Source organism: Mycobacterium sp., assembly GCF_040509115.1.
Classification (GTDB): domain Bacteria; phylum Actinomycetota; class Actinomycetes; order Mycobacteriales; family Mycobacteriaceae; genus Mycobacterium.
The window spans coordinates 1-13,082 of record NZ_JBEVLO010000129.1 but is presented as its reverse complement, the minus strand read 5'-3'; the positions used below and the strand labels follow the sequence as shown (position 1 = coordinate 13,082).

Genomic DNA, 13,082 nt, shown 5'->3' with positions numbered 1-13,082 from the left:
TGATGACGGTGTGGCAGTGGCTCCACTTCCGGATCGGCGTGCCCAAGCCGTTGCTGGAACCGCTTGCCGTGGAACGCATCTACCTCGACAACTACTTCTCGATCGCCAAGGCCGAACGCGATCTCGGCTACCGGCCGCTGTTCACCACCGAGGCCGCAATGGCGCAGTGCCTTTCGTACTACACCGACCTGTTCGCGCAGATGAAGGCAGCGGGCAAGACATCGGACCTGCCCGTGGTCGCGCTCGCGTGAGCACGAGGTAATTCGACCAAGCCCTGACGCCCGCGTCAGTACGCGAATACCCTTGCCCTCACCGGTGGTTCCGTCCACCCCGGAGCAAGGGAGTTCGGCATGCCCAACGGGAAACCCAACATCCTGGTGATCTGGGGCGACGACATCGGCATCAGCAATCTGAGCTGCTACAGCGATGGTTTGATGGGCTATCGCACGCCCAACATCGACCGCATCGCGGCCGAGGGCATGCGCTTCACCGATTCCTACGGTGAGCAAAGCTGTACCGCGGGCCGGGCGGCGTTCATCAGTGGCCAAAGCGTCTACCGCACCGGCATGAGCAAGGTCGGCGTCCCTGGCGTCGACATCGGTTGGGCCGCCGAGGATCCCACCATCGCCGAGCTGCTCAAGCCGCTCGGCTACGCCACCGGCCAGTTCGGCAAGAACCACTTTGGCGACCTGAACAAGTACCTGCCCACGGTGCACGGCTTCGACGAGTTCTACGGCAATCTGTATCACCTCAACGCCGAGGAGGAACCCGAGCAGTTCGACTACCCGCACAAGGACATGTTCCCGCGGCTCTACGAGTTGGCGCTGCCCCGCGGCGTCCTGGACTGCAAGGCGTTGGCCGAGGATTCCACCGAGCCCGACGACGAGAAGTTCGGACCCGTCGGCAAGCAGACCATCACCGACACCGGCCCGTTGACCGCCAAGCGCATGGAGACCATCGACGACGACATCGCCGACCGCACCGTCGAATACATCACTCGGCAGCACGAAGCCGACACGCCGTTCTTCGTCTGGTGCAACTTCACCCACATGCACCTCTACACCCACCTGAAGCCGGGCAGCAAGGGCCAGGCCGGCATGTGGCAATCCGAGTACCACGACGCGATGATCGACCACGACAAGAACGTGGGCCAGGTGCTCGACGTGCTCGACGATCTCGGCATCGCCGACGACACGATCGTGCTGTACTCCACCGACAATGGCCCGCACCGCAATTCGTGGCCCGACGCGGGAACGACTCCGTTCCGCAGCGAGAAGAACACCAACTGGGAGGGCGCCTACCGCGTGCCCGAATTGATCCGCTGGCCAGGAAGGATCAAGGCGGGCAGCGTTTCCAACGACATCGTTCAGCACCACGACTGGCTGCCGACGCTACTCGCCGCAGCAGGCGACCCCGACGTCAGCGACAAGCTCAAGAAGGGCTACAAGGTCGGTTCCGCCGGAAGTGAGCTGGAGTACAAGGTCCACATCGACGGGTTCAACCTGCTGCCGTACCTGCTTGGCGAGGCCGAACACAGTCCGCGACGCGGCTTCTTCTACTTCAACGACGATGCTCAGCTGGTCGCGCTGCGCTTCGAGAACTGGAAGATCGTGTTCGCCGAGCAACGCTGCCAGGGCACACTGCGGACCTGGGCCGAGCCGTTCACCGAACTACGGGTACCGAAGCTGTTCAACCTGCGCACAGATCCGTTCGAGTACGCGGACATCACCTCGAACACCTACTACGAGTGGTTCCTGCGACACGACTTCTTCGTCTTCTACGCGACGGCGATGGCGTCGGCGTTCCTCGACACGTTCAAGGAGTTCCCACCACGGCACCCACCGGCCAGCTTCAGCGTCGACCAGATCGTCAAGAAGCTCGAAGACTTCCTGGCAGCCGATTGATGCTCGACTCGTGGAACGACGGGGCGACCAAGTCGGCGATCGTCGACTTCGTCTCTCGGGTGACCGACAAGGGTCCGGACTTCGTCGCCCCGGAGGAGAGGGTCGCCGTCTTCGACAACGACGGGACCCTGTGGTGCGAGAAGCCGGCCTACGTGCAACTCGACTTCCTCATCCGCAGGATGGCCGCCCAGGCGGCGGCCGACCCGACGTTGGCAGAGGTCCAGCCCTATCTGGCGGCCCTCGACGGCGATCTGGCATGGTTCGGCGATGCAGTGACCAAGCACTATCAGGGCGATGACTCGATGGTGAAAGTGCTTGCCGCGGGCATCCTCTCGGCGAACGTCGCCATCAGCGTCGAGGACCACGCAGCGCGGGTGAAGGAGTTCTACGCCGAGGCCCAACACCCAACCTTCGGCAGGCCGTACAGTGCGTGCGGCTACCTACCGATGGTCGAACTGCTGCGCTACCTGGAGACCAACGGCTTCACCACCTACATCGTCTCCGGCGGCGGCCGGGACTTCATGCGACCCATCACCGGCAGCATGTACGGCATCCCGCCAGAACGAGTCATCGGTAGCTCGGTGGGACTGATCTACCAGGACGGCACCCTGACCACCACGGCGCAGCCCGAGTTCCTCGACGACGGTCCGATCAAGCCGGTCCGAATCTGGGCACGCGTCGGCCGCCGACCGATCTTCGCGGCGGGCAACTCCAACGGTGACATCCAGATGCTGGAGTACACGCAGGCCGGTTCGGCACCCTCGTTGCAGCTCCTGGTCCTGCACGACGACGCCGAACGCGAATTCGACTACGTCGCGGGCGCGGAGAAGGCATTGGCGGAGGCCGCGGCCAAGGGCTGGGCCGTCGCCAGCATCAAACGCGACTGGGTGAGCGTCTTTGCCTGACCCCCTTCCCGACATGGTCTGGATCCCACCCCAGATGACGACCGTCGGCTCCGATGCGCACTATCCCGAAGAGGGACCGACGCGGACGGTCGACGTCGCAGGCTTCTGGATGCAGAAGCATCAGGTGACCAACGCCGACTTCGCCGCGTTCGTGGAGGCCACCGGTTACGTCACGGTCGCCGAGCGGCCACCGGACCCCGCCGACTATCCCGGCGCGCCAGCGGAGAACCTGCAGGCCGGATCGATGGTGTTCCGCCGCACCTCGGGCCCCGTCGATCTGCGTCATCTGAACCAGTGGTGGGCGTGGACTCCCGGCGCCTGCTGGAACCATCCGCGTGGCCCGCGGTCGACGCTGCGGGGTCGCGAACGGCACCCCGTCGTGCACGTCGCCTACGACGATGCCGCCGCCTACGCCGCCTGGGCGGGCCTGGTGCTCCCCTCCGAGGTGCAGTGGGAGGTCGCCGCGCGGGGCGGGCTCGACGGAATGACCTTCACCTGGGGCGACGAGCCCGAGACACCCGGCCAGAACCTAGCCAACTACTGGCACGGCGAGTTCCCGTACCTGCCCGACACCGGCTACGGCACCACCCACGAGGTGGGCAGTCACCCCGCCAACGGTTACGGGCTGCACGACATGGCCGGCAACGCGTGGGAATGGACCACGGACTGGTGGGCCGACGATAAGGCCGTCCAGTCATGCTGCGCCGCAGACAGTTACGACCCGAGCCAGCCCCAGTTTCAGATCGGCCGCAAGGTGGTCAAGGGCGGATCGTTCCTGTGCGCGGACAGCTACTGTCTGCGCTACCGGCCCGCCGCGCGCAGGCCGCAGATGATCGACACCGGGATGAGCCACATCGGGTTCCGCTGCGCCAGGACGGACAGCACTGGTGAGGGCATCACGCCTACGCAATGATGCCTGGAACACGTTCTAGTTCAACGAGGGAGATCGATGACAGACGCCGTACTCGTGACGGGCGCCTTCGGGCTGGTGGGCTCCTCCACCGTGAAGCGACTCGCCGCCGACGGTCGCCGCGTGATCGCGACCGACCTCGACGTCCCCGCCAACCGCAAGGCGGCGCGCGTACTGCCCGCCGGCGTCGAGGTCCTCTACGCCGATCTGACCGACCCCGCCGCGGTCGACGAACTGGTCTCGGGCGTCGCCCCTGCCGCGATCATCCACCTGGCCGCGGTCATCCCGCCGTTCATCTACCTGCGCCGGACGCTGGCCGAGAAGGTCAACGTGGACGCGACGGCCACCCTGCTCGCGGCGGCCGAGAAACAGGCGACACCACCGCGCTTCGTGCAGGCGTCGAGCATCGCCGTCTACGGCTCCCGCAACCCCCACACGCACACCGAGGTGCTCACCGCGGACACCCCGGTCAACCCCTGCGACGTGTACGGCGCACACAAGGTGGCGGCCGAGCAGCTGGTGCGCGCGTCGTCGCTGGATTGGGTGATACTCCGCCTCGGCGGCGTACTCACCGTCGATCCGGCGGCGTACATGAAACTCGACAACCTCTACTTCGAGGGCCTGCTCCCGACCGACGGCCGCATCCAGACCGTCGACGTGCGCGACGTCGCACGGGCCTTCGCGGCGGCCACCGCCGCCGATGCCGTCGGCGAGACCCTGCTCGTCGGCGGCGACGACACCCACCGCCTCATCCAAGGCGACGTGGCTCCGGCGATGGCGGCCGCCATGGGCCTCGTCGGCGGATTGCCAACCGGGCTCAAGGGCAACCCGGATGCCGACGCCGACTGGTTCACCACCGACTGGATGGACACCGCCCGTGCTCAGAAAGTCCTTCGCCACCAACACCATTCGTGGCCGGAAATGTTGATCGAGACGGCCAACAAAGCCGGGGCACGCAGACACCTGCTCCGTGTGGCCGCACCACTGACCAAGGCGATCTTCACGCGGCGATCGGCCTACTACGGGACCACGCATCGGTACGCCGACCCATGGGGCGCCATCACGACGAAATGGGCGGCCCCACAGCAGGGCGGGGCCGCCGAGTGAACACCGCAATCGTCGTCGGCGGCGCATCGGGCATCGGGTGGGCATCCGCGCGCGCCCTTGCCGCGGACGGCTACCGGGTCGTCGTCGCCGACGTCAACCTCGAAGGTGCCAGGAACCGCGCCGCCGAACTCGGCGAACCACATCGTGGCGAGTTCGTCGACGTCGCCGACGAGGATTCCGTCGCAACGCTTTTCGAGAAGTCAGCCCCGGTCGACGCGGTGGTCAGCTGTGCAGGTTTCTCGACCATCGGCCTCATCGTCGACCTTCCCGCCGAGCAGTTCCGTTCGGTCATCGACGTATGCCTCACCGGAGCGTTCCTGGTCGCGAAGTATGCGGGCCGCCACCTCGTCGACGGCGGATCGCTGGTGTCGATCTCGTCGCTCAACGCCCGCCAGCCCGCCATCGGCATGAGCGCCTACTGCTCGGCCAAGGCAGGGCTGTCGATGCTGACCCAGGTCGCCGCATTGGAACTGGCCCGCCGCGGCATTCGGGTCAACGCCGTCGCACCGGGGTTCGTGCACACCCCGCTCACGGAGGGCGCCGCCCTGGTGCCAGGTGTCGTCGAGGAGTACGTGGAGAACACCCCACTGGGCCGTGCCGGCACCCCGGAGGACGTCGCCGACGCCGTACTGTTCCTGACCAAGGCGCCGTGGCTGACCGGCGAAGTGCTCGACCTCAACGGCGGAGCGCACATGAAGCGCTACCCCGACATCATCGGACACGTCACCAAACTCACCGGGCAGTAGGGCGCTTACTGACAGGATCATTGCCGTGGCCATGAAAACGGAGTTCACCCAAACGCAGAAGCGTGCCCTGGCCATCGCCACCGTCATCGCCCTGGCGTTCGGCGCGTACTTCCTGCGCGGCTACTTCATGCTCATCGTCGTCGCGTGCGTGGTGACCTACCTGTTCAACCCCCTCTTCGACTGGTTCCTCAAGCGTTTCAGTCGCGGCCTCTCGGTGACGTTCACGCTCCTGGCGGCGATCTTCGCCGTGATCGTCCCGCTGGGACTGCTCATCGTGCTGGCGGTGGTGCAGATCAGCGCGATGGTGCGCAGCGTCTCGGCGTGGGTGTCCAGGACCGACCTCAACTCGCTCGGCGACCAGGCGCTGAAGTTCGCCAACGACGCTCTCGACAAGGTTCCGCTCCTCAGCGACGTCAACCTGACACCGCAGTTGCTGCAGGAGAAGATGAGCTCCGTCGCCCAGCGCGCGGGTGAGTACGGCCTGACGTTCCTGCAGGGCGCCGCTGGCGGGTTGGCGGGCGGGCTCACCGCGGCGGTGCTGTTCATCTACGTGTTCATCTCGCTGCTGTCCAACCGCGAAGGCGTGCAGAACCTGATCCGCAAACTCAATCCGCTCGGCGAGGACGTCACCGACCTCTACCTGGAGAAGATGGGTGCGATGGTGCGCGGCGCGGTGTTCGGCCAGTTCGTGATCGCGCTGGCCCAGGGCCTGGCGGGGGCGGTGTCGATCTACATCGCAGGGTTCCACGAGGGCTTCTTCATCTTCGCGATCCTGCTGACGGTGATGTCGGTGATTCCGCTGGGCGGCGGCATCGTCAGCATCCCGTTCGGCATCGGAATGATCTTGTTCGGCAACGTCTTCGGTGGCATCTTCGTCATCGGGTGGCACGTGTTGGTGGTGACCAACATCGACAACGTCCTGCGCCCGATCCTGATACCGCGGGCGGCCCGCCTCGACTCGGCGCTGATGCTGCTGGCCGTGTTCGCGGGCATCACGATGTTCGGGTTCCTCGGGATCATCATCGGGCCGGTGTTGATGATCGTCATCGTCACGACGATCAGCGTCTATCTCGCCGTGTTCAAGGGCGTGCCGATCGACGACCCAGAAGACGGGGACGACGAACCGAAGGCACCAGGCCCCATCGCCCGGCTCATCGCGAAGGCGAGGGAACGCATCTGGGCCAAGCGTGACGAGAAGCGCCACCGGGCGCAGGAAGCCACCACGGCGGGCTAGGCCTCCGAGACCCCGTTGCGGGCGCGCTCACGGCGGAAATGAGCCATGCCTGCGGCCGTGGCCGCACGATCGCTTAGAACAGCCGTTCGGTGAGGAATGCGACGACCCGCTTGCGCGCCTCGTAAGCCGGGTGGCCTTCGACCTCGCGTAGCTGGTCGGTGAGCACCGAGTGCGCCATCCTGCCGAAGCCGTCGGGATTGCCCTTCGACGAGTCGATCTCGATGACCTCGAAGGCATCGCCGAGGCGGGCCTTGAGCGTCGTGAATCGCTCACCCGGCGACATCTTGTCCTCGCTGAACCGAAGACCCATCGCGCACAGACCCTCCTCGGCGGCGCGACGCTCGATGATCTTGAGCTCGCCCTCCGAGAGGCCCGGGTCGCGGCGTTGCTTCGGCGTCAGGGCCAGCGGCAGCCCCGGCTGGCTGAGCACGGGTGCCAGGACGCTCTCGTCGACCGCCGCCGCGAGCGCGAACCCACCGGTGAAGCACTGGCCGATGACACCGACACCCTTGCCGGGCGTCTTGGAGTTGAGATCGCGCGCCAAGGCCCGAAGATAGTGCGCGACGGGCCGGTCGGCGTTCGTGGCAAAGGCCGCGAACTCCTTGGTGACGCAGCCCTTGAGTATCACGGGCACGACACCCGGACGGACCGCGGGTGCCATCGGCGTGCCGAACAGCGATGGCGCCGCGACGGTGAAACCGTTGTCCACCAAGTGGTTCCCCAGCGCGAGCACCCCGGGATGCAGGCCGGGCATTTCGGGGATCAGGACCACGCCCGGGCCATCGCCCTTGCGGTACACGTCGTGGGTGAAGCCTGCGGCGGTGAACGGTTCGGCTGACCAGCCTGCGAGATCGGCCTCCGACTTGCGTGACGTCATGTGTGCTCCTCGCTTGGTGCCGCTATCCGACGGGCAGCGGTGACTGCGCCTGCGTCGCCGCCGCCAGCGTACGGTACTCCGCGGTACCCGCGGCGCCGGCGAGCGCGATCTGCGCGGGGCCGGTGGGCCCCGGGAGCCGCGTCGTCCAGACCGGCCGCGTGCCGTCGCCGCCCTCGTAGACGATCCACGTCACGCCGTCGACGTCCTGCGTGCCCGTCGGCACCAGGTCGGTGCTGATCGACATCACCAACTTCTGCTCGTCGGCGTCGCTTTGCGTCAGCTCGATGAACATGCCCGTCGGCGCCAAGAACCCGACGCGGGAGATCACGGCCCTGGCCGGCTTGCCAGACGCGTCCGTCCGGCCGCCATCGATGCTGCCGCGCGAGCCCGAGTTGGCGCGCCAGCCGTCGGGCAGCTGCGGGTTCCGGATCGGAATCTTCAGCGCTTCGGCGTCGGCCTTGAGGGCAGCCGGGGTGTCATACGGCGGCAAAGGCCCCTGACCTGGGCCGTTGGGCGCGAACGAACACATCCCGAGGATGCCGGCGAGCACGATGCAGGCCACCACCAACGGTGCCATCGACCAGAACATGTCGCGGCCGTCCTGCAGGAGCCGTGACTTGGCTGGCTTCGGCTCCGGAGCCGCCTGGGGTGTGGTCACTCCGCCAGTATCCCAGCTCCCAATCGCGGAGCCGCTAATGGGAGAATCTGCGCATGACACCATCGCGCCGTGAAGCCCCGGATCGCAACCTCGCCCTGGAATTGGTGCGAGTCACCGAGGCGGGGGCGATGGCAGCGGGCCGCTGGGTCGGCCGTGGCGACAAGGAGGGCGGCGACGGGGCTGCCGTCGACGCCATGCGCGAGCTGGTCAACTCCGTGTCGATGCGCGGCATCGTCGTGATCGGCGAGGGCGAGAAGGACAACGCCCCGATGCTCTACAACGGCGAAGAGGTCGGCAACGGCGACGGACCCGACTGCGACTTCGCCGTCGACCCCGTCGACGGCACCACGCTGATGGCCAAGGGCATGCCCAACGCCATCTCCGTGCTCGCCGTCGCCGAGCGCGGCGCGATGTTCGACCCCTCCGCCGTCTTCTACATGAACAAGATCGCCGTCGGACCCGACGCCGTCGACGTCATCGACATCACCGCCCCGATCGGCGAGAACATCCGCAAGGTGGCGAAGGTCAAGCATTCCAGCGTCGGCGACCTCACCGTCTGCGTGTTGGACCGGCCCCGCCACGCCAAGCTGATCGACGACGTCCGCGAGGCGGGTGCCCGCATCCGGCTGATCTCCGACGGAGACGTCGCCGGCGCCATCTCCGCGTGTCGACCCAACTCCGGCACCGATCTCCTCGCAGGCATCGGCGGCACCCCGGAGGGCATCATCACCGCCGCCGCCATCCGCTGCATGGGCGGCGCCATCCAGGCCGTCCTCGCACCCACCGACGACGCCGAACGCCAGAAGGCCATCGACGCCGGCCACGACCTGGACCGCGTGCTGCACACCGAGGACCTCGTCTCCGGCGAGAACGTCTTCTTCTCCGCGACGGGTGTCACCGACGGCGACCTGCTCCAGGGTGTCCGCTACTCCGGCGGCGGCTGCACCACCCAGTCCATCGTGATGCGGTCCAAGTCCGGCACCGTCCGGATGATCGAGGCCTACCACCGGCTGGCCAAGCTCAACGAGTACTCCGCGGTCGACTTCACCGGCGACAAGTCCGCGGCATACCCGTTGCCGTAGCACACCATTCAGGCGCCACCCACTCACCATCAACGACGAATAGGGAGCACATGACCGCCGCGAGCGAAGTCGACACCGAGTACCGCATCGAACACGACACCATGGGCGAGGTGCGCGTGCCCGTCAGCGCATTGTGGCGTGCGCAGACGCAGCGGGCCGTGGAGAACTTCCCGATCTCGTTCCGGCCGTTGGAGCGCACCCAGATTCGCGCGCTCGGCCTGCTGAAGGGCGCTTGCGCCCAGGTGAACAAGGACCTCGGGCTGCTGGCACCGGAGAAGGCCGACGCGATCATCGCCGCGGCCGGTGAGATCGCCGACGGCAAGCACGACGATCAGTTCCCCATCGACGTCTTTCAGACCGGTTCGGGAACCAGCTCGAACATGAATGCCAATGAGGTCATCGCGTCAATCGCGGCGAGCTTCGATCCTCCGGTGACGGTGCACCCCAACGACGACGTCAACATGTCGCAGAGCTCCAACGACACCTTCCCCACCGCCACGCACATCGCGGCCACCGAAGCCGCAGTGCGCCACCTGATCCCGGCATTGGAAGTGCTGCACGAGTCGCTCGCCAACAAGGCTCGGCAGTGGCGCACCGTCGTCAAGTCCGGCCGCACGCACCTGATGGACGCCGTGCCGGTGACCCTCGGTCAGGAGTTCGGTGGCTACGCCCGCCAGGTCGAGGCAGGCATCGAACGGGTCAAGGCCACCCTCCCCCGCCTTGGGGAACTGGCCATCGGCGGCACCGCCGTCGGCACCGGACTCAATGCGCCCGACGGGTTCGGAGCCAAGGTGGTCGACGTGCTGGTCGACCAGACCGGTATCGCCGAATTGCGCACTGCCGCAGACTCATTCGAGGCCCAGGCCGCTCGCGACGGTCTCGTCGAGGCGTCCGGCGCGCTCAAGACCATCGCCGCGTCGCTGACCAAGATCGCCAACGACGTGCGTTGGATGGGCTCGGGCCCGCTGACGGGTCTCGGCGAGTTGCAGCTCCCCGATCTGCAGCCGGGCAGCTCGATCATGCCAGGCAAGGTCAATCCCGTTCTGCCCGAAGCCGTTACGCAGGTTGCCGCCCAGGTGATCGGCAACGACGCAGCCGTCACCGTCGGCGGCCTTTCGGGGGCGTTCGAGTTGAACGTGTACATCCCGATGATGGCGCGCAACGTACTCGAGTCCTTCACGCTGCTGTCCAACGTGTCGAAGTTGTTCGCCGAGAGGTGCATCGACGGTCTCGTCGCCAACGAGGAACACCTGCGCGAGCTGGCGGAGTCGTCGCCGTCGATCGTCACGCCGCTGAACTCGGCGATCGGCTACGAGGAGGCCGCCAAGGTGGCCAAGGAAGCACTCAAGGAGCGCAAGACGATTCGGCAGACCGTGATCGACCGCGGACTGCTCGGCGACAAGCTGACCGAGGAAGAGCTCGACAGGCGCCTCGACGTGCTGAAGATGGCCAAGGTCAAGGACGGCGACTAGGCGTCGCCTCGTCATCGGCTCGGCCGACGAGCCTCGTCGTCGGCTCGGCCGACGAGCCAGTGAACACCCGGCCAGGCGGTGAGGCTGTGCACTACCAGGCTCAGCGTCACCGTCACGGCCACCACTTGCAGGATCAGTGACGACTCCTGCCCCACCTCGCCATGCTCCACCACCACCAGACCGAGCACCAGCGTGCCGATTCCGCGTGGGCCGAACCACCCCATGAACAGCCGGTGCCTGGCAGGCACCTCGCTGCGCAGCAACGCGACCGACACCGCCACCATGCGAACCAGCAGCAACACCACTATCGCGAACAGCACCACGCGCCAGCTGGCGTCGCGCCACCCGACGATGACGGCGTAGGCGCCGAACATCGCGAACACCACCAGCTCGAGCAACTGCCCCGCCGCATCGGCGACGTGCGTGGAGGGGCGGGAGCCCGTCCTCCTCGCGGTGAACGCGAAAGCCAGACCGCCTGCGAAAGCCGCCACGAAGCCGCTGCCGTGCAGCCCCTCCCCCACCTGGAAGCACAGCAGTGCGACCGCAAGCGTCGCCAGCTGGGCCCACGTATCACTCATCCAGCCGCGCTTGCGTGACGAGCCGATGACCCAGCCGCCCGCGCCGCCGATTGCGAGACCGACGGCCACCGACAACACCTCGGTCCGTAGCAGCAGCAGCCCCGTGCTCTCGGCCTCCGAGTGAGCGCCCTGCCGAGACAGTGCCAGGGCGGCGAGCACGGCCGCCAATGCGAAGCCGTCGTAGAAGCCACTCTCGGTGGACAAGGCGTGGCGGATGCGTCCGGGAATGCGCTCGTCGTCGAGCAACGCCTCCACGATGGCGACCTCCGTGGGTGCGACGATCGCCGCCAGGCACACCGCCTCCCACACCGGCATGGCGGGAAGGACGACGAGCGCGGTCGCCACCCCGAGCGTGATCGCCAACGGAATGCCGATGGCCAGTAGCCGGAACGTCACCTCACGTCGTCGCACGACCGCTGCGATGTGCAGCTCCGCGGCCTGGTTGAACAGGATCACCGTCAGTGCCAGTTGCGCGAGAACCGTGAACGTCGTGGTATTGGCGCCACCATCTAGCACCTCGAATCCGAACGGCCCCAACGCCATTCCCAACACCACGAAGATCAGTGCCGGCGCCACGTACCAGCGCGAGACCAGCCCGGAAACCACCGCGTAGCACAGCACCAGGAGCGTGAGGACGAACGCGGTATCGGTGTGCACGCCGGCGTTAGGCGCCGTTGTTGGGGCCGCCGGAATTCTGTCCGGGAATGTCGGTGATGGGAATGTTCGGCATGGGCGCCGGTGACGGAGTGTCCGGCAGCGGGGGAATGTCCGCGGGCGGGATGTCGACCAACTCGTTGACGGGAGGTCCGTTGTCACGGCTGCCGTACGTGCTGCCCGGTGCCCGCGGCCCCAGCATCTGCGTCACGGTGACCAGGTGGTAGCCGTTGGCCTTGAGGACGGGGATGAATTGCTCGACCAGGTCGACCGTCGACGAATAGGTGTCGTGGAACAGCACCACCGAGTTTGGTTTGATCTGGCTTATCAGCAGCGCCCGCGTCGCACCGGTGTTGGCGTCGTTGGCCCAGTCGAACGGGATGACGTCCCAGTTGATGTCGGCGAGGCCCTGCTTCCCCGCCTCCGCGAGTACCTGGTCGTTGATCAGCCCACCCGCCGTGCGCACCAGGAACGGTCGCTGACCGGTCGCGGCCTCGATCGCGTCACTGGCCTTGGTGAACTGCGAAGCGATGTCCTCGGGCGGGATGGTGGTCATGTTGGGGTGTTCCCATGTGTGGCTGCCGATCTCCATGCCCGCGTCGGCGATGCGCTTGGCGCCCGCGGGGTTGGCCGCGACCTTGTTGCCGATCAGGAAGAAGGTGGCATCGGCGTCGTCGTCCTGCAGGATCTTGAGCAGACGATCGGTGTACGGGCTCGGTCCGTCGTCGAACGTCAGCGCGACGCACTTGACGACGGCGCAGTCCACCTCGACGGCGGCCTGGGCGGGTGTGGCCACGTGGACCCGACCGGTGAACCCACCGATGACCACCACCGCGACACCGGCGCAGACGCCGAGCACCATGCGCCAGTACGCCCATTTCGAGGTCTCCGGACGTCTCCGCACGGGTGGCAGCCTACCGGCTGGCGGTTTGTGCACGCTCGCCCGCGACGCGCT

At 66.9% G+C, this 13,082-nt stretch carries 12 protein-coding genes and 1 pseudogene; 9 read left to right on the top strand and 4 right to left on the bottom strand.

Annotated features, from left to right (window positions below; genetic code table 11):
* From ABW137_RS09970 to ABW137_RS09940, 7 genes and pseudogenes are all read left to right on the top strand, one after another.
* A pseudogene (locus ABW137_RS09970) lies at nucleotides 1-251 on the top strand (steroid delta-isomerase); the annotation flags it as partial.
* A gap of 99 nt (nucleotides 252-350) precedes the next feature.
* Entirely contained in the window at nucleotides 351-1,904 is a 1,554-nt protein-coding gene (locus ABW137_RS09965) for an arylsulfatase (RefSeq protein WP_526399373.1), read from the top strand.
* Nucleotides 1,904-2,809: an HAD family hydrolase gene (locus ABW137_RS09960; protein WP_526399371.1), complete on the top strand. Its 906-nt coding sequence runs from the start codon at nucleotides 1,904-1,906 to the stop codon at nucleotides 2,807-2,809. Before ABW137_RS09965 ends, ABW137_RS09960 begins: the two co-directional genes overlap by 1 nt.
* 13 nt (nucleotides 2,810-2,822) lie before the next feature.
* Nucleotides 2,823-3,722, top strand: a complete 900-nt coding sequence (locus ABW137_RS09955; RefSeq protein ID WP_526399379.1) for a formylglycine-generating enzyme family protein — start codon at nucleotides 2,823-2,825, stop codon at nucleotides 3,720-3,722.
* Nucleotides 3,723-3,758: 36 nt separating this feature from the next.
* Nucleotides 3,759-4,826, top strand: coding sequence for an NAD-dependent epimerase/dehydratase family protein (locus tag ABW137_RS09950; RefSeq protein WP_526399369.1), 1,068 nt, complete (start codon nucleotides 3,759-3,761; stop codon nucleotides 4,824-4,826).
* The gene (locus ABW137_RS09945) at nucleotides 4,790-5,572 is read left to right on the top strand and encodes an SDR family NAD(P)-dependent oxidoreductase (RefSeq protein ID WP_526399367.1); all 783 of its coding nucleotides are present in this window, start codon (nucleotides 4,790-4,792) and stop codon (nucleotides 5,570-5,572) included. The genes ABW137_RS09950 and ABW137_RS09945 overlap by 37 nt, the downstream gene beginning before the upstream one ends.
* A 31-nt stretch (nucleotides 5,573-5,603) precedes the next feature.
* Nucleotides 5,604-6,806, top strand: a complete 1,203-nt coding sequence (locus tag ABW137_RS09940; protein WP_526399377.1) for an AI-2E family transporter — start codon at nucleotides 5,604-5,606, stop codon at nucleotides 6,804-6,806.
* Between the two features lie 73 nt (nucleotides 6,807-6,879).
* On the opposite strand, the gene ABW137_RS09935 is transcribed toward ABW137_RS09940, so the two are convergent.
* Both ABW137_RS09935 and ABW137_RS09930 read right to left on the bottom strand, forming a co-directional pair.
* Nucleotides 6,880-7,683 carry a dienelactone hydrolase family protein gene (locus tag ABW137_RS09935; RefSeq protein WP_526399365.1) on the bottom strand — a complete coding sequence of 268 codons (804 nt, stop codon included), beginning with the start codon at nucleotides 7,681-7,683 and terminating at the stop codon, nucleotides 6,880-6,882.
* A 22-nt stretch (nucleotides 7,684-7,705) separates the two neighbouring features.
* Entirely contained in the window at nucleotides 7,706-8,341 is a 636-nt protein-coding gene (locus ABW137_RS09930) for a DUF4245 family protein (RefSeq protein WP_526399363.1), read from the bottom strand.
* 53 nt (nucleotides 8,342-8,394) lie between these two features.
* Here ABW137_RS09930 and glpX point away from each other — a divergent pair, with 53 nt between their 5' ends.
* The gene (gene glpX, locus ABW137_RS09925) at nucleotides 8,395-9,423 is read left to right on the top strand and encodes a class II fructose-bisphosphatase (RefSeq protein ID WP_526399361.1); all 1,029 of its coding nucleotides are present in this window, start codon (nucleotides 8,395-8,397) and stop codon (nucleotides 9,421-9,423) included.
* Nucleotides 9,424-9,473: 50 nt separating this feature from the next.
* Nucleotides 9,474-10,895 carry a class II fumarate hydratase gene (locus tag ABW137_RS09920; protein WP_526399359.1) on the top strand — a complete coding sequence of 474 codons (1,422 nt, stop codon included), beginning with the start codon at nucleotides 9,474-9,476 and terminating at the stop codon, nucleotides 10,893-10,895.
* A gap of 11 nt (nucleotides 10,896-10,906) precedes the next feature.
* Here the strand turns inward: ABW137_RS09920 and ABW137_RS09915 are convergent, their stop codons facing one another.
* Both ABW137_RS09915 and ABW137_RS09910 read right to left on the bottom strand, forming a co-directional pair.
* The gene (locus tag ABW137_RS09915; protein ID WP_526399357.1) at nucleotides 10,907-12,130 is read right to left on the bottom strand and encodes a cation:proton antiporter; all 1,224 of its coding nucleotides are present in this window, start codon (nucleotides 12,128-12,130) and stop codon (nucleotides 10,907-10,909) included.
* A gap of 7 nt (nucleotides 12,131-12,137) precedes the next feature.
* Nucleotides 12,138-13,031: a polysaccharide deacetylase family protein gene (locus tag ABW137_RS09910; RefSeq protein WP_526399375.1), complete on the bottom strand. Its 894-nt coding sequence runs from the start codon at nucleotides 13,029-13,031 to the stop codon at nucleotides 12,138-12,140.
* Nucleotides 13,032-13,082 lie beyond the last annotated feature (51 nt).

What these genes read in the sequence shown, in the direction of transcription:
- glpX (WP_526399361.1), top strand. Translation starts at nt 8,395, where the DNA reads ATGACACCATCGCGCCGTGAAGCCCCGGATCGCAACCTCGCCCTGGAA.
- ABW137_RS09955 (WP_526399379.1), top strand. Translation starts at nt 2,823, where the DNA reads ATGGTCTGGATCCCACCCCAGATGACGACCGTCGGCTCCGATGCGCAC.
- ABW137_RS09920 (WP_526399359.1), top strand. Translation starts at nt 9,474, where the DNA reads ATGACCGCCGCGAGCGAAGTCGACACCGAGTACCGCATCGAACACGAC.
- ABW137_RS09945 (WP_526399367.1), top strand. Translation starts at nt 4,790, where the DNA reads ATGGGCGGCCCCACAGCAGGGCGGGGCCGCCGAGTGAACACCGCAATC.
- ABW137_RS09935 (WP_526399365.1), bottom strand. Translation starts at nt 7,683, where the DNA reads ATGACGTCACGCAAGTCGGAGGCCGATCTCGCAGGCTGGTCAGCCGAA.
- ABW137_RS09960 (WP_526399371.1), top strand. Translation starts at nt 1,904, where the DNA reads ATGCTCGACTCGTGGAACGACGGGGCGACCAAGTCGGCGATCGTCGAC.
- ABW137_RS09940 (WP_526399377.1), top strand. Translation starts at nt 5,604, where the DNA reads ATGAAAACGGAGTTCACCCAAACGCAGAAGCGTGCCCTGGCCATCGCC.
- ABW137_RS09950 (WP_526399369.1), top strand. Translation starts at nt 3,759, where the DNA reads ATGACAGACGCCGTACTCGTGACGGGCGCCTTCGGGCTGGTGGGCTCC.
- ABW137_RS09965 (WP_526399373.1), top strand. Translation starts at nt 351, where the DNA reads ATGCCCAACGGGAAACCCAACATCCTGGTGATCTGGGGCGACGACATC.